Here is a 15,777-nt window from a genome sequence, read left to right on the forward strand (position 1 = left end):
CTCAGACCGCCAACTCCAGCTCCACCTTCTCCATGTACCCAGGCACGTAGGCGTTCCAGCTCTTGGCCTGCACACGCCGCCGGAGTGCCTCCAGTGCCTCCGGCTCACCGTGGACCAGCAGCGTCTGGCGCGGCGGAGAATCGAAGCCCTCCATCCAGCGCATCGTCTCCGTCCAGTCGGCATGCGCCGAGAAGCCGCTCACCGTGTGGATCTCCGCGGCCACCGGCACACGCTGCCCGTGGATGAGGGTCTCCTTCTCGCCATCGAGCAGCCGCCGACCTCGCGAACCCACGGACTGATAGCCCACGAAGAGCACCGTGTTGCGCGGGTCCGGCAGCCGGTGCTTCAGGTGGTGCAGCACCCGTCCACCCGTGGCCATGCCGGACGCGGAGATGATGACCGCGGGCCCCTGGTGCTGGTTCAGTTGCTTGCTCTCCTTCGCGGACGTGACGAACCGAGTCCTCCGAGTCGCCAGCGGAGACGCCCCGCGCTCCACTATCGACTTCATCACCAGGTCATGTTCCTCGGGATGCATCAGGTACAGCGGCGTCGCGTCACACGCCATGGGCGAGTCGACGAACACATCCACTTCTGGAATGCGCTTCGCCTCTTCCAGATTGCGCAGGTGGAAGAGTATCTCCTGCGTGCGTCCCACCGCGAACGCGGGAATCACCACCACTCCACCCCGCTCAAAGGCGCCCGTCACCGCTTCGCACAGCGCATCCACGGGCTTCGTGTCGCGGTGTTGCCTGTCTCCATAGGTGCTCTCGACCACCAGCGTCGTGGCCGAGTCCACGCTCTGCGGGTCTCTGAGAATGGGCGCGTTGTAGCGCCCCAGGTCCCCACTGAAGACCACGCGCTGACGCGTGCTCTTCAAATCGAACACGCACACCGCCGAGCCCAGGATGTGGCCCGCCCGGTAGAAGGTGAGGGTGATACCGGGGAGGATTTCCTTCGGCCGCTCGTAGCCGAAGGTCTCCATCATCTCCACCGCGCGCTCGGCGTCGGGCACCGTGTAGAGGGGCAGGGCGGGGCGGTGCTTGGAGTAGCCCTCCTTGTTCGCATAGCGGGCCTCCTCCTCGTGCAGGTGCGCGGAGTCCGGCAGCAACAGGGCCGTCAAATCGCGCGTGCCCGGCGTGGTGTAGATGGGGCCGTCGTAGCCCTCTCGAACCACCCGGGGGAGCCCACCGGTGTGGTCGATGTGGGCATGCGTGAGGACAATGGCGTCGATCTCCCGCGCGGGCAGGGGCAGTGGCTCCCAGTTGCGTTGACGCAGTTCCTTCTGGCCTTGGAAGAGCCCGCAGTCGACGAGGACCTGCTTGCCATCATGCTCGAGGAGGAACTTCGAGCCCGTCACGGTTCCGGCGGCGCCGAGAAAATGGAGGGAGGCCATGGGCGCATCCTACCGTGCTAGCGTGGGGCGCCCATGAGCATCTCCGAGCGGCCCCCCGGGGCGGACCGCACCCCCTCGAAGGGCGAGGACGCCCAGCAGACTCGGCCCACCGGCTCCGGTCGCCCTGGTTTCACCGGTGCCGTCCGTCGCTTCCGCTTCACCGTCCTGGAGGGCCCGCAGCCCGGGCAGTCCAAGGACTCCAACGCCGACACCTTCTCCATCGGCTCGCACGCCCTCAATGACTTCGTCATCGAGGAGCCCACCGTCTCGCGCTTCCACTGCGAGGTGCGGGTCGACCGCGATGGCGCGCGCGTGAGGGACCTGGACAGTCTCAACGGCACGGTGCTCGACGGCGTCCACGTGCGCGAGGCGTACCTGCGCGGTGGCAGCGTACTTCGCCTGGGCCGCGTCAGCGTGCGCTTCGACTTCAGCCCGGAGAGCAATCGCCTCCAGATTTCCGAGCGCAGCTTCTTCGGCGAACTGGTGGGCACCTCCGTCGTCTCCCGCGCGAGCTTCGCGCTCATGGAGCGCGCGTCCGCCAGTGACGCGACGGTGCTGCTCGAAGGAGAGACAGGGACGGGGAAGAGCCGCGCGGCCCTGGCCATCCATCGCGCGGGAGCCCGTGCGTCCGGCCCGTTCCTCACCGTCGACTGCGGCGCCATCCCCGGCAACCTGCTGGAGAGCGAGCTGTTTGGCCACGAGAAGGGCTCCTTCACGGGCGCGCTCCAGCGGCGCATCGGCGCCTTCGAGGAGGCCGATGGCGGCACCATCTTCCTCGACGAAGTGGGCGAGCTGCCGTCCGAGCTTCAGCCGAAGCTGCTGCGCGTGCTGGAGCAGCGCGAGATTCGTCGGCTGGGCTCGAACACGTATCAGCCCGTCAACGTGCGGGTCATCGCGGCGACCCATCGAGACTTGCGCGCGGAGGTGAACGCGGGTCGCTTCCGTCCGGACCTGTTCTTCCGGCTCGCGGTGGTGCGCATCCTGATCCCTTCGTTGCGGGAGCGTCCCGAGGACATCCCCCTCATCGCCGAGCGCATCCTGGCCGCGTTCGGCGCGGAGCCCGAGCATGTCGCGGCCCTGAGCACGCCCGAATTCATCGACCAGCTCCAGCACGCCGCATGGCCCGGCAACGTGCGCGAGCTGCGAAACCACCTGGAGCGCTGCCTTGTGTTCCAGGACGCCATGCCTCCGACGACGGAGCAGATTGGTGCGCAGGGCGTCCTCGGGAGCATGGTGGACCCCAAACAGCCCTATGCGGAGGCTCGTCGCCGGGCGCTCGAAATCTTCGAGCGTGAGTACCTGGATGCGCTGATGCAGCTCCACGGCGGCAAGGTGTCGCAGGCCGCCACCGCCGCGGACATGGACCGCGTGTACCTGTACCGCCTGCTTCGTCGACGCGGCCTGCGGACCTGAGCCGAATCAGTCGGCGTCTCGCTCCGTCACCGCGCCGGGTGCGCCCCCGGTGGCCCACCCCTCCAATCGGGACAGGGGGCCGCTCACGAGTCGCCCGCCCTGCGAGTTCGTTGAAAGCTCGCCGGGCGCGGCATGGAGATAGAGCCGTGTCTCGAGCGCGTCGCCAGCGAGGGCCATCGCTCGCGTGAGGATCTGCTGTGCCAGCCTCCGACACGCGGTGCGCTCGACGGTCCGCGCCGGTGCCTCCGCGGGAAGCTCGCGCCAGGCGAGGAGGGCATTGCCTCCTTCCACGGCCAGCGTCCAACCCGCGGACTCCAGCAGCTCGCGGCTCGATTCCAAGGCCGTGTCCCTCGCGTCCAGCGCATCGTCCGTGGGGTCTTCGTGTGACGCCGGGAAACGAAGGTCCAGGTAGAGCCCGGCGGCCCAGGTCGCTTCGTCCACGGGGGCGAGCGCCGCGCGCAGCGCCGAGAGGAACGTCGTGACATCCGGCCAACGCTCGTCGGGGCGCTTCGCGAGACAGCGCCGGACCAGAGCCTCCAGGGCCGGAGGAACCCGCACGCTCTCACTCAGCCGAGGTGGAGGCGCGTGCAGGTGCTGCTCCTCGATTTCGACCGCGCTCTCTCCGGTGAAGGGGAGCTTCCCCGTGAGCAGTTGATAGAGCAGCACACCGAGCGCATACAGGTCCGCGCGCACGTCCACGGGCTGGCCGAGGATCTGCTCCGGAGCCATGGCCACCGGGGTTCCCAGCACCGCGCCCGCGCTCGTCAGGCCCGCGCTGCCTTCGGCGGGTGCCACCTTGGCGATGCCGAAGTCGACGAGCTTCACGGTGAAGCCCTCCGCGCGCGGCAGGAGCATGACGTTCTGGGCCTTCAGGTCGCGGTGCAGCACGTCCTGCCCGTGGGCATGTGCCAGCGCGCTCCCCAGTTCCTCCATCACCGTGTGGGCTTCCGCGAGCGAGAAGGGTCCACGGCGCGCGAGCCATCGGTCCAGGCTCTCGCCTTCCAGCCACTCCATGGCGAGCCAGGGGCGTCCGTCGCGCAGTTCCCCGTATTCGAGCACGCGCACGATGTGTGGATGCTGAAGTGTCTGGAGCGTGTCGGCTTCTTGCTTGAAGCGCTTGAGGACTTCGCTCACGTGGTTGAAATGGGCCCGCACGACCTTCACGGCGGCGGGAGCACGAGTGTCCACATGGGTGGCGCGATAGAGCGACGCGGTGACACCCGAGTGGGCCCGGGACTCCACCACCCACGGACCGACGAGGGCTCCCGGCTCCAACTCGTCACCATACAGGGAGACCTGCGCGTGACTCCCCGCGCCGTCTCGCTCGTTCATCTCGGCCATCCACGCTCCCCGATTCCTGCTAGCACGGGCCGGGCTCCTCCCGCCTCCTGTCCCTGCTTGTCACGAGCGACCGGCCGAGAGCCATCCGGCCAGTGGCCCGCGCGTTCGCTGCGAACACGGGCCCGCTCCGCCTGTCTCCGGACGTCATTCGTCACGCGCCAGGCTTCTCCCGGCCGCCGAGCCCATCCGTCACGAGTCCCCGGACGCGCTCCGTCCAGAGCGGCGCCTCGTGCGCGATGTCCTCGACCTCCGTGACTCTCGCGCGCAGTGCCTCGTCATCGCCTGCCGCCCGGGCCGCGCGTGCCGCCCAGATGAGGACTTCCATCCGTTCGTCCGGTGTCATCCGCGTCCTGGCGGAGTCCACCCGCTCCTCCCAGAAGGCGCGGGTATAGGGCCGTTCACCCGACGACTCATCCACCACACGTCGCACCACGGAGCTCATGAGTTGGTCCGCCGGTGACATGCTCGCGAGCGAAGTCGACTCCTCCAGCCACGTCAGCTGTCGAGCCGCCTCCGCCAGGTCACTCAGCTCGCAGCAGAGGCGCGCCACGAGCAGCGCATCCTGGGCCATGGAGCGCGGAAAGAACCGCTGACTGAGCACGCCCGCGCGTCGCGCCAGTGGCAGTGCTTCCGCCGCGCGCCCCTGGTACGCCAGGAGCAACGCGAGGTTGAACGCGGAGGTCCGTTCGATCTGCACGTTGCCCAGCTCGCGCCCCAGGCTCACCGCGCGCTCCAGGTCTCCTCGCGCGCCCGCCACGTCGCGCCGCTGGACGTGCAGCACCATCCGATTGTTGAGCGCGACGCCCAGATGCAGCGTGTCGCCCGTGGACTCGCACAGGGCGATGGCCTCGTCGAAGCGTCGCGCGGAGTCCTCGAGCTGGCCGGTCCACCCCAGCATCGCGCCGAGCATCGCCAGCGCGATGGCCTCCGTCTCCTCGTCGCGCGTGGAACGGGCCATGGCCACCGCTTCCTCCAACGGAGTGATGGCTCCCGCGATGTCCTCACGCCTCACGAAGACCCGCGCGCGCGCCAGGGCGTGACGTGCCGCCAGGTCCGAGGGCACGGGCTCGCCCAGCAACCGCAGGGCCTGCTCCTGCAATGCGATGGCGTCCTCCGTCTCGTCCCGCCAGTCCAGTGCGGTGGCTTCCTCCAGGAGCAGGTCCGCCTCTCGCACCACGGACCCACGGGCGACGGCCACACGTCGCGCCTCGCGCAGGTCTTCCAGCGCGTCGTCGATGCGCTGGAGCCGATAGCGCACGCGGCCTCGGCCCGAGAGCAGCTCCAGCCTGAGCACGTCGTACTCGCGAGGCAGCAGCGCCAGCGCGGCTGAGTAGTGACGCTCGGCTTCCAGCAGCCGGTAGCCTCGGCGACTGGACTCCGCCATCGCATGGTGGAGCTCCAACGCCAGGAGCGTCTCCCCGGCGGCCTCCGCCCAGCGGGCCCTGCGTGGCATGGGAGCTTCGGGAAGGGCGCTCAACGCGGAACCGCAGATGCGGCGCCGCAACGCTCCCGGGAGTTGCGCGGCGAAGGCCTCGCGCAGCGTGGTGTGCTCGAAGCGCCAACGCCGGGGCCCTCGTGACTCCAGCATCCCCATGCGCGCCAGCCGCTCCAGGCCCACGCCCGGGTCCAGCGAGAGGTCCAGCGCCGCGTCGTGCTCCAGCCGCGCGAGCGTGGCGGACAGTTCATCCCAGCGCACGTCGTCGCCCAGCACCGCCGCCACTTGAAGCAGCGAGCGCAGTCCTGACGGAAGCGCCGCGAGACCGCGCACCGCCATCCGTTCATCCGGACTCGGACTGTCCAGGGCGCGCGCGTCCAGGGCCTCCGCCGCCAGATAGCCGCCACCCCCGACGCGTGCCCGGATGGCACCCGCGGCCCTCAGCGTTCGAACCAGCTCCACCAGTCGCAGCGGCGAGCCGCCACACCGCTCCGCCAACTCCCGCAACGTCGCCTCCGCGGGCACATCCACCAGATGAAGCAGCTCGCGCAGCACCTCCAGCGCCGCACCGTCCTCCAACGGCTCCAGCTCCCTACTCGCGGTGTCGGCGGAGCGCTCGCCCAGGTAGGGCCGCATCTCCAGCAGGCGATGGCGCCCCGCGAGGACGATGCACAGTGGCGCCTGGACTCCCGCGAGTGTGGCCAGCTCCAGCGCATCGAGCGCGGTGGGGTCCAACGTCTCCGCGTCGTCCACGAGCAGCACGAGGGGCCGTGCCTCGGAGAGCCGCCGCAGTCGCGACGCGAGGGCTCGGGCGATGTGCTGCCGCCGCGCCGCCGGGTGCAGGGTGGCGAATTCCAACGTGAGGCCCGCGTCTTGGAGCAGGAGCTTCACGGCCTCTTCGGAGGGCGTGTTGGGGGGAAGTCCCAGGATGGTGGTGAGCAGGTTGCCCAGGCCACTCTCGGTGGCGCTGGCCTCGTCACGGTGCGCTTCCACCAGCACGCTGGAAACCGCGCCGGTGCCCAGCAGCTCCCGATGGAACTCCGCCAGCAGTCGCGTCTTGCCGAGTCCCTCTTCTCCCAGCAGCGTCAAGAGCAGGGGCGCGCGGTGCTCGCGGACTCGCGCCACGCCTTCTCGCAGCCAGCCCAGGTCACCTTCTCGACCCCGCAGGGTGACGGCACGCGGAGGGGGCAGCTCGGGTGGTGGCGTGCGTCCGGACTCGGGCTCCCGGAGCCATTCCCTCGCCTCCGGAGTCAGCAGCAGGGCGTCGGATGGCGCGGCCGACGGCGGCCACCACCGCTCCACGTGTTCGAGCGCCGCGCCTCCCAGCACCCACCGCCCACCACGCTCCCGCACGCGCAGGGACGCCCGATGCACCACGCGCGTCGAGCCGGCGGGCAGCACACTCGCGAGCGCCTCCGCGGCCTTGTGCGCGGTGCGCAAGCCCACGTCCACGCCACTGGCATGGGGAAACGCGAAGAGCGCGAGCCCGACCTCCACGCGAGCCAGCTCCGCCCCGACGCCGGAGAGCTGCGCGCGCAGAGAGGGAACATGCAATGACGTCCTGACGCCCAGCAACGCGATGTCCCGTGGGCCCGGACTTGCCACGGACCGTGGCGCGGACGTCGTGCTGTCCTCGGGACTTCCAGCATGGAGAGGAGGCACCGCGCTGGAAGGGGAGGGCCGTGCTCCCCTCGGAAGACGTTCGAGTGCCTCGACGACCTCCGAGGCCGTGGACCACCGCTCCTCGGGAGCCTTCGCCAACAGGCGCGACACGAGCGCTTCCACCGCGTCCGGCACGGGCGACGGCGAAAGCCGTGCGAGCGATGGGGGACGGCGAGAGACATGGGCTTGAAGCACGGAGGCCGTCTCTCCAACGAAGGGCGGCCGGCCGCACAGCATTTCGAAGTACACGACACCCAGGCTGTAGAGGTCGGCGCGCGCGTCGATGATGCGAGCGTCGTGACACTGCTCGGGCGACATGTATTCGTGGGTGCCCAGCCGCTGGCCCGTCCTCGTCACGCTGGGCGCGGGCGCCTCATCCCGGGTGGCGCCGACGCGGGCGAGTCCGAAGTCGACGAGCACCAGCCGTTCGCCGGCGAGCATCACGTTCTCGGGCTTCAGGTCCCGGTGCACCACCGACGCGGCATGCACGCCCGAGAGGGCCCGGGCCAGCGCCACCATCACCCCTCGCGCTTCGTCCCACGGCAGGGCGCCTTGGCCGGGAAGCTCCGCGAGGCGGCGGGCCAGGGTGACGCCTTCGATGAGCTCCATCGCGACGACGTGCTCACCAGCGGAGGTGCGCGTTTCCCCCAGCAGCTCCGGTGTGACGGGCGGGCCGATGCGGCGCAGGGCCTCCAACTCGCGAGTCAGTCGCTCGGATGCGAGCGGCTCCAGCACCTTGAGGGCCACCTGCCTGCCGTCCGCGTCGCGGCGCGCGGCGTGGACCCGGCCAAAGCCTCCCCGGCCCAGGGCGGCGCCCAACTGGTAGCCGGGCACGTCGGGCGCAGGGGCGGGAGGCGCTCGGGGCGCAAGCGCGGAGGAGGGGTGGAGGGGACAACAATCCACCACACGGCGATGGCAGGTGGGACAGCGCATCGATGGCGGCGGCGAGGGGAGTTCAGTCCGAGGTGCGTGCGGGCCCCTCGAAGCATCGCCTCTCGGCGGCGCGGACGGAAGCCTCCCCCAGAGGGACGGCCACCGCTTCCGGGGACGTCGGTGGGGCCATCAGGCCTCCTCCCGGCGCGCTCCCGGAGCGAGGCTCAGTCGCTCATCTCGGGGAGGTCCGGCAGGGTGTCCGGGTCCAGCTTCAAGATGACGCACAACCGGGTCAGGGTGGAGATGGTCGGTACCATGACTCCACGCTCCACCCTGGCGAGGACCTCCACGGGCATTTCCAGGCGCTCGGCGACTTCTTCCATGCCGAGCCCCGCCTGCTGGCGGGCGGCCTTCAGTGCCGCCCCGAGCACCTCGGCCCTTTCCGCGCGACTCGTCTTCATGGACGCGAGCATGACGCCATCCGGCCCGCTCGTCACCCAATTCACCACATGCTCCAGGTCCGAAGCATGGCCTCCAACATTGGATGGGGCCCCGAGGGATGGGACCTGGCGCCGACCGCCAACGCAGGGGCTCCCCGGGGTGGGGGTGGGCGCCTGCCTGGGCCATGCGCACGCTGGCGGAGGGGGGCCAGTGGCATTGGCGACGGGCGGGGGCCTGTGTTAGGCCGCCCCTCCCCGTTGGCCTGCCCAGGAGACAGGAGAAGCGAATGGCCCGTCGCCACGTCCGAGTCGTCGGCGCGATGCTCGAGAACGAGGAGGGACGCTACCTCATCACCCAGCGTCCCCCCACCGCATCGCTGCCCCTGCTGTGGGAGTTCCCCGGCGGCCGCGTGGAGGAGGGCGAAAGCGACTCCTCGGCCCTCGCGCGGGAAATCCAGGAGGAGATGGGCGTGGCCGTGGAGGTGCTCGACCAGGTCATGCACACCCGCCACGAGTATCCCACCTATGACATCGACTTCCGGGTGTTCCGCTGCCAGTTGGCGGAGTCGGAGCACCACATCCGCCACCTGCGCGTGCATGACCACCGCTGGGTGACGTTGGAGGAGATGTCGCACTACCGCTTCCCCGACGCGGACGCGAAGACACTGGCGAAGCTGCTGGACCTGGACACCTGACGTGGCGCCCCGCTGGACCTGGGCCCTGCTGTTGAGCGTGGGGTGGGTCGCCTGCTCGCGTCCCAAGCCCGTTCCTTCCGAGGTGGCGGTCCAGGAGGACGCCGGCACCCAGGCACCCGCGGTCGGTGTTCCCGGTTGCGTGGCCTACGGTGTCCCCCAGCAGGCGGGCGTGGTTCCGGACGAGTTGCCAGAGCTGTCCGGACTGGCCGCCAGCGTCCGCCACCCTGGCGTGTTCTGGGCCCACAACGACTCCGGCAACGACTTCGAGGTGTTCGCCATCGACGAGGCGGGCCGGGTGCGGGCCCGGTTGAAGCTCACCGGCGCCGAGCCTCGGGATGTGGAGGACGTGGCGGTGGGGCCGTGCGCGCCAGGCGAGCCCCGCACGTGCGTGTTCCTGGCGGACATCGGCGACAACTTCGAGCTGCGGGAGCAGGTGCGACTGTTCCGGGTGCCAGAGCCGGAGACGCTCGGCGACGCCACCGTGCCGGTGGAGGTGCTGCCCTTCACCTATCCGGACGGCTCGCATGACGCGGAGGCGCTGGTGATGGACGCGCGCTCGGGGCGCCTGGTCGTCCTGACCAAGACGCGCCGCTCGCTGGGCGACGTCTTCGCGTTGGACGGCCTGTCACCCGGCACCGTCATCCAGGCGACGAAGCTGGGCACGCTGGAGGTCCCCGGGGGCGTGGATCGGCTCTCGACGGCCGCGTCGTTGCATCCCTCCGGCCAGCGCCTGTTGGTGCGCACCTACTCGCGGGTGTGGGAGCTGCGACAGTCGGGGGCGACGGATGTCGAGTCGCTGTTGAAGGGCGCTCTCGTCGAGGTGCCGGCCGGGAGCCAGGCCCAGGCGGAGGCGGTGGCCTATCTGCCGGACGGTCAGGGGTATTTCCTGGGCACGGAGTTCACAGGTCAACCCTTGTGGCGGGTGGGGTGTCGCTGATCTCGCGACTCCTGAGTCGGTACGTGGCGTGAAGCCGAGCCAGCGGGTTGACGGTCAGCCGGCGGTGAACATCTTTGCCCGGCTGAGTGTGACGCCATCCGGGCACGGGGCCCGAATGCGCGGGGAGGGGGAGGGCGAGCGTGCCGACGATGAAGCCACAGGAGCTCCCGCCGGGTATGGGCCCGCGGGGAAAGAAGTCCGAGAAGCCAGGGTCGCCGGGCAAGGGGTTCAAGTTCGGCTCACCGCTGGGCTACATCCTGCTGCTCGTCCTGGGCTTCCTACTCTTCCGGAACGTCTTCCAGGACGCGGGCGTACGGCGGGTGAGCTACAGCCAGTTCCGCGACGCGGTGGAGTCCGGCAATTTCAGCCGGGTCCAGATTTCCAACGAATGGGTGAAGGGCTTCCTCAAGGACACCGCGCAGCCACCGCCGCCCGCGCAGGGTGAGCGCCCGCTGCGAGGCGAGCCCAGCGCGCTGCCGTGGATGGCGTATCGGGTCCAGGGTGACGAGACGCTCGTCCCCCTGTTGGAGCAGAAGGGTGTCCAGTTCGAGGCCGTGCCTCAGTCGGGGCTGGGCGAAGCGCTGTGGATCTGGCTCCTGCCCCTGGGCCTGTTCTTCCTCTTCTGGAGCTTCATGATGCGGCGGGTGGCCGGAGGCATCGGTCAGGGCCCGCAGAGCGTCATGAGCTTCGGGAAGACCCGCGCCAAGGTGCAGGCCGAGGCGGACACCGGCGTGGGCTTCAAGGACGTGGCCGGCGTGGACGAAGCGGTGGAGGAGCTGAAGGAGATTGTCGAGTTCCTCAAGACGCCGGAGAAGTTCCGCCGCCTGGGTGGGCGCATCCCCAAGGGCGTGTTGCTGGTGGGACCTCCAGGCACGGGCAAGACGCTGCTGGCGCGAGCGGTCGCGGGTGAAGCGGGCGTGCCCTTCTTCAGCCTCTCCGGCTCGGAGTTCGTGGAGATGTTCGTGGGCGTGGGCGCGGCCCGCGTGCGGGACTTGTTCGCCCAGGCCACCGCCAAGGCGCCCTGCATCATCTTCATCGACGAGCTGGATGCCATCGGCAAGAGCCGCAACTCGGGCGTCGCGGGTGGTCATGACGAACGCGAGCAGACGCTCAACCAGTTGCTCGCGGAGATGGACGGGTTCGACAGCCGCGCCGGCCTCATCATCCTGGCGGCGACCAACCGTCCGGAGATCCTGGACAGCGCGCTGATGCGGCCGGGCCGGTTCGACCGGCAGGTGCTGGTGGACCGTCCGGACAAGCGCGGCCGGGAGATGGTGCTGGAGATCCACGCCCGCGGCGTGAAGCTGGGCCCGGACGTGGACCTGAGGACCATCGCCTCGCGCACGCCAGGCTTCGCCGGCGCGGATTTGGCCAACGTGGTGAATGAGGCGGCGCTGCTCGCGGCCCGACGCAACCGCGACGCGGTGATGCGAGCGGACTTCGAGGAAGCGATTGAGCGCGTCGTCGCGGGCCTGGAGAAGAAGAACCGCCGGATGAACGAGCGCGAGAAGGAGATTGTCGCGCACCACGAGGCGGGCCACGCGGTGGTGGGTTGGATGCTGCCGCATGCCGAGCGGGTGACGAAGGTCTCCATCATTCCACGCGGGCTCGCGGCGCTCGGCTACACGATGTCGCTGCCTTTGGAGGACCGCTACCTCATGTCGCTGGACGAGCTGCGCGACAAGATGGCGGGGATGATGGGCGGGCGCGCCTCGGAGGAGATCTTCATCGGAGAGATTTCCACGGGCGCCTCCAATGACATCCGTCAGGCCACGGAGGTCGCCCGGCTGATGGTGCGGGACTACGGCATGAGCACCCTGGGCCCCGTGGCCCTGAGCGCCGACCATGGCCCCAACTTCCTGCGCTCCGCGGGCATCCCCGAATCGCGCACGTACTCCGAGCAGACGGCGCGGATGATCGACGAGGAGGTCCGCAAGCTGGTGAGCGAGGCCCTGGACCGGGCCCGGGAGGTGCTCACCCATCACCGGGACAAGGTGGAGGCCCTGGCCGCGCGGCTGCTCGCCGTGGAGGTGGTGGAGGAGGACACGATGACGGGCATCCTCGGCCCCAAGGTGCTGGCCCAGCGAGGGCTCTTGCACCCCGAGGCCCGCCAGGTCATCTCCGCGCATCCGGTGAACACCAACGAGGAGGCTCCGCCCACGCAGCACGCGGAGAAGCCCCTGGACTCGTAACGGACGTCCGGGCGCCTGCCCTCCGGCCTGGCCCACGCCCCCCGCCACCGCACATTCCTGCGGTGTCCGGGGGGCGAAATTATCTTGAGACCTAAAGGAGGCGACGCCGTGGAGAACAGGATCGGCAAGAGCTATCTGGCCCGGAAGGCTCTCTTCGCGAAGGGGCTCAAGGAAGGGCGGCTCACGGTTCAGGAAATCGAGGAGGCACTGCCAGCCGGGACGTTGACGGCGGCGGAGCGCTGGCTCCTCTACTACTCGCTGCGGGCCGCTCAGGTGGAGATCATCGACGAGGTGACGGGGCAGATCGACCATGGGTTCATGGCCGAGACGCCCGCGCCCCAGGAGCACTAGCTCCCCCTCGCGTTGACACGCCCTCGCGCGCGGTTAGGTTGCGGCCAGGAAAGCCTACCCGCGCACGAGCGCCTTCACACCTCGACTTCAGGTTCGACATGTCCGGCAATTCCCACACCGACGCATCCCAGGAAGCCCAGCACGCCAACGGCGGAGGTCCGCCGGGCCCAGACGCCGGGGAGGCCGCTGCCCGCTCCGAGGAAGCCGAGGCTCGGGCCCCCGCCGATGACGTCGTGTCCGAGGCCGCCGACGCGGAGAAGGAGCGTCTGCGAGCGGACCTGGAAGCCTCCCGCCGTCGAGTGGACGAACTGGCGCGCGCCTACCAGGCGGTGAACAAGGACCGCGAGGAGTTCAAGCAGCGTCTCACCCGCGAACGTGAGCGGATGATGGACGTGGAGCGCGGCAACGTGGCCGTGTCGCTGCTGGAGGCCATCGACGAGCTGGACCGCGCCCTCTCGATGAGCGCGCAGGACTCCTCCGCGTTGGCCCAGGGGGTGCGGATGATCCGCGACTCGCTCCTGGCCAAGGCCCAGGGGATGGGCATCGAGCGCGTCACTGTCGTGGGGCAGCCGTATGACCCCAACGTGGCGGAAGCCACGGACATGGAAATCACCACCTCCCCGGACGAGGACCAGAAGGTGGTGGCGGAGTTCCGAGCGGCCTACCGGCTGAAGGACAGGGTCATCCGCCCCGCCCGGGTGAAGGTGGCCAAGTACGTGGCCCCCGCCCAGGCGTGACGGGCGGTTGCTCGAAAAACGCGGAAGACGGCGGCGGCGTGGGTTGTTCCCGCCGCTCGCCATGCGTCGCCGTATAAGCTGCCACTCCGTGTCTTCTCGACTGCTGTCCGTTCTGCTCGTCCTGGCGGTGACTCCTCTGACGGCGGGTGCCGAAGAGGAGGGTCCGGTGGGGCCCTGGCTCCAGGCGCGTGTGCGTGAGCACGCCGCCTGGTTCACCTATCAAGGCAATGGCGAGGGCCGTGCGGGCGCCATGGGGCTGTGGCGCGAGCGCCCGGCCGGTGAGCCGGGCCTTCCCAACTTCGTGCCACCCACGTCGCTGGCGCCGCTGATTCGCGCGGTGGAGGCGGGCGTCGTCAACATCACCACGGTGAGCCCCCGGGAGAGCGGGCTCGCGGGGATGAAGCGCTCCACGGGCTCGGGCTTCGTGCTGACGGCGGACGGGCTGGTCGTCACCAACAGCCACGTGGTGTCCGGGGCGAACAAGATCGCCGTGCGCCTGTCGGACGGCCGCGAGTTCTCCGCGGAGGTCGTCGGTCGGGATGCGTCCACGGACGTGGCGCTCCTGCGGCTGAGCGGCTCCGACATGGGGGATTTGCCGGCGTTGTTCCTGGGAGACTCGGACCGGCTGGAGGTGGGGGACTGGGTGGTGGCCATCGGCAACCCCTTTGGCCTGGACCACTCGGTGGCGCACGGCATGATTTCCGCCAAGGAGCGCGTGCTGGGCGTGGGCCAGTTCGACGACTTCATCCAGACCGACGCGCTCATCAACCCGGGCAACTCCGGCGGGCCGCTCTTCAACATGAAGGGCGAGGTGGTGGGGGTGAACACGGCCATCATCAGCCAGGGGCAGGGCATTGGCTTCGCGGTGCCCATCAACCTGGTGAAGGATTTGCTGCCCAACCTGCGGGAGAACGGGAAGCTGGAGCGCGGCTGGCTGGGCGTGGTCGTCAACGATGACCGGGAGAGCGGCGAGCGGCGCGCGCCCCTGGTGAAGGACGTCTTCCGGGGCAGTCCCGCTCACGCCGCGGGCATCCGCTCCGGCGACAGGTTGGTCGCGGTGAACGGGCGGACCATCGGCTCCTATCTCCAACTGCTTCGCAAGGTGGCGCTGCTGGCGCCGGGTTCGGAGGCGCGGCTGACGCTGTTGCGCCCGGGGGCGAAGCAGGAGGAGGTGACCGTGCGGCTGGTGGAGCGCCCCGCCCAGGAGGCCACGGAGGGGCTGGTCCAACGCACGTCCAGCGACGAGGACCTGGGGCTGGCGCTGCGGGATTTGACGCCGGACGTGGCCGCGCCGCTGGGGCAGGAGGCCTGGGCGGGGGCGCTCGTGTCGGCGGTGACGCCGCGCAGCCCCGCGGACGAGGCGGGCCTTCGCGCGGGGGACGTGGTAACGGAGGTCAACCGCAAGCGGGTGAAGGACGCGGCCGGGGTGCGCGCGGCGCTGTCCAGGGGCAGCTCCGGGGCGAGCATCCTGCTCCGGGTGAAGCGGGGCGACTCCCTCCAGTACGTGGCCATCGCCCGCTAGAGGGAGTCAGTCCGTGACGCGGGCCTAGCGGCTCGCGTTGGCGTCCTTGCCGTTGAGCCACAGGCCGAGCTGCGTGCCGGTGCGGCCCTCGGTGACGATGAGCCCCTCGATGCGGGCCGTCACGCCGTAGTTCTTCCCGCCGCCCTTCTTCGGCAGCGACCACACGCCCTGCGGCGTGAAGACGACCTGGGCGCGCACCCCGCGCATGGAGAACATGCGGGAGAAAATCTGTCCGTTCCACCCGTCCGGCAGCGTGCCGGTGACGGTGAGGTAGGGCAGCACGGGATTGCCATTGCCGTCCGACTTCTTCGGGGCGCCGTGAGTCATCGCGTAGCGGCCACCGGGGAAGAACGGGGTGATGTTGATGGTGTACTCGCCCGTCACCGGAGAGTACGGGCCCGGCGACAGCATGCTGGCGTCGTCCTCCACCACAATCATGTACAGCTGCTTGCCCTGGTACTTCTTGCGGAACGCCTCCGCCTGGGACTTGCACTGCGGGTCCACCAGCGCCCCTTCACACGCGCCAATGTACTTCTCCAGGAAGGCCCCCAGGCCGCCCAGGGGCTCGGACTCGTCGCGCAGCTTGGCGAAGCGCGCGTCCACGTCGGCCAGGGCCAGGGTGGGCAGGAGGAGGGCGGCGACGGCGACCAGAAGGCGGCTCAAGACGGAGAACTCCAGGGCTTTGGGGGGAGGGGAATGGTGCCATGTCCCGCGAAATCCCGGGGATGCCTTCTCGTAGGTGGGCAGGGGTGGATGTAGGTAAATAAATTGCCTACATATGGCTAC

12 protein-coding genes are annotated in these 15,777 nt (G+C 69.8%); 7 read left to right on the forward strand and 5 right to left on the reverse strand.

All coding sequences use genetic code 11. The features are described 5' to 3' along the window. Position 1: 1 nt before the first annotated feature. Positions 2-1,393 carry an MBL fold metallo-hydrolase RNA specificity domain-containing protein gene (locus HUA78_RS42390; protein WP_174462477.1) on the reverse strand — a complete coding sequence of 464 codons (1,392 nt, stop codon included), beginning with the start codon at positions 1,391-1,393 and terminating at the stop codon, positions 2-4. Positions 1,394-1,426: 33 nt separating this feature from the next. On the opposite strand from HUA78_RS42390, the gene HUA78_RS42395 reads away from it, so the two are divergent. Then, on the forward strand, positions 1,427-2,806 hold the full coding sequence (locus HUA78_RS42395; RefSeq protein WP_141646185.1) for a sigma 54-interacting transcriptional regulator: 1,380 nt from the start codon (positions 1,427-1,429) through the stop codon (positions 2,804-2,806). A gap of 6 nt (positions 2,807-2,812) precedes the next feature. On the opposite strand, the gene HUA78_RS42400 is transcribed toward HUA78_RS42395, so the two are convergent. The 3 genes from HUA78_RS42400 to HUA78_RS42410 form a co-directional block, all read right to left on the reverse strand. After that, positions 2,813-4,147 (reverse strand): serine/threonine-protein kinase, encoded by a 1,335-nt coding sequence (locus HUA78_RS42400; RefSeq protein ID WP_254624212.1) that lies wholly within the window; start codon positions 4,145-4,147, stop codon positions 2,813-2,815. Positions 4,148-4,298: 151 nt separating this feature from the next. Beyond that, positions 4,299-8,078, reverse strand: a complete 3,780-nt coding sequence (locus tag HUA78_RS42405; protein ID WP_371745794.1) for a protein kinase — start codon at positions 8,076-8,078, stop codon at positions 4,299-4,301. Between the two features lie 263 nt (positions 8,079-8,341). Beyond that, a complete protein-coding gene (locus HUA78_RS42410) occupies positions 8,342-8,578 on the reverse strand; it encodes a helix-turn-helix transcriptional regulator (RefSeq protein ID WP_044900586.1) in 237 nt (78 codons plus the stop codon). A gap of 266 nt (positions 8,579-8,844) precedes the next feature. Here HUA78_RS42410 and HUA78_RS42415 point away from each other — a divergent pair, with 266 nt between their 5' ends. The 6 genes from HUA78_RS42415 (at position 8,845) to HUA78_RS42440 (ending at position 14,991) form a co-directional block, all read left to right on the forward strand. Further along, positions 8,845-9,252 (forward strand): (deoxy)nucleoside triphosphate pyrophosphohydrolase, encoded by a 408-nt coding sequence (locus HUA78_RS42415; RefSeq protein ID WP_141643200.1) that lies wholly within the window; start codon positions 8,845-8,847, stop codon positions 9,250-9,252. A gap of 1 nt (position 9,253) precedes the next feature. After that, positions 9,254-10,189 (forward strand): hypothetical protein, encoded by a 936-nt coding sequence (locus HUA78_RS42420; RefSeq protein ID WP_174456789.1) that lies wholly within the window; start codon positions 9,254-9,256, stop codon positions 10,187-10,189. Between the two features lie 176 nt (positions 10,190-10,365). Next, on the forward strand, positions 10,366-12,381 hold the full coding sequence (ftsH, locus tag HUA78_RS42425; RefSeq protein ID WP_174456788.1) for an ATP-dependent zinc metalloprotease FtsH: 2,016 nt from the start codon (positions 10,366-10,368) through the stop codon (positions 12,379-12,381). 108 nt (positions 12,382-12,489) lie between these two features. After that, the gene (locus HUA78_RS42430) at positions 12,490-12,732 is read left to right on the forward strand and encodes an RNA polymerase sigma factor region1.1 domain-containing protein (RefSeq protein ID WP_174456787.1); all 243 of its coding nucleotides are present in this window, start codon (positions 12,490-12,492) and stop codon (positions 12,730-12,732) included. A 98-nt stretch (positions 12,733-12,830) separates the two neighbouring features. Then, on the forward strand, positions 12,831-13,469 hold the full coding sequence (locus HUA78_RS42435; RefSeq protein WP_141643203.1) for a nucleotide exchange factor GrpE: 639 nt from the start codon (positions 12,831-12,833) through the stop codon (positions 13,467-13,469). A gap of 61 nt (positions 13,470-13,530) precedes the next feature. Beyond that, positions 13,531-14,991, forward strand: coding sequence for a trypsin-like peptidase domain-containing protein (locus HUA78_RS42440; protein ID WP_174478809.1), 1,461 nt, complete (start codon positions 13,531-13,533; stop codon positions 14,989-14,991). Between the two features lie 24 nt (positions 14,992-15,015). On the opposite strand, the gene HUA78_RS42445 is transcribed toward HUA78_RS42440, so the two are convergent. Then, positions 15,016-15,654, reverse strand: a complete 639-nt coding sequence (locus tag HUA78_RS42445; RefSeq protein ID WP_141643205.1) for a DUF6066 family protein — start codon at positions 15,652-15,654, stop codon at positions 15,016-15,018. Positions 15,655-15,777: the final 123 nt, after the last annotated feature.

The organism is Myxococcus sp. CA033, from assembly GCF_013336625.1.
In the GTDB taxonomy this organism is placed as follows: domain Bacteria; phylum Myxococcota; class Myxococcia; order Myxococcales; family Myxococcaceae; genus Myxococcus; species Myxococcus llanfairpwllgwyngyllgogerychwyrndrobwllllantysiliogogogochensis.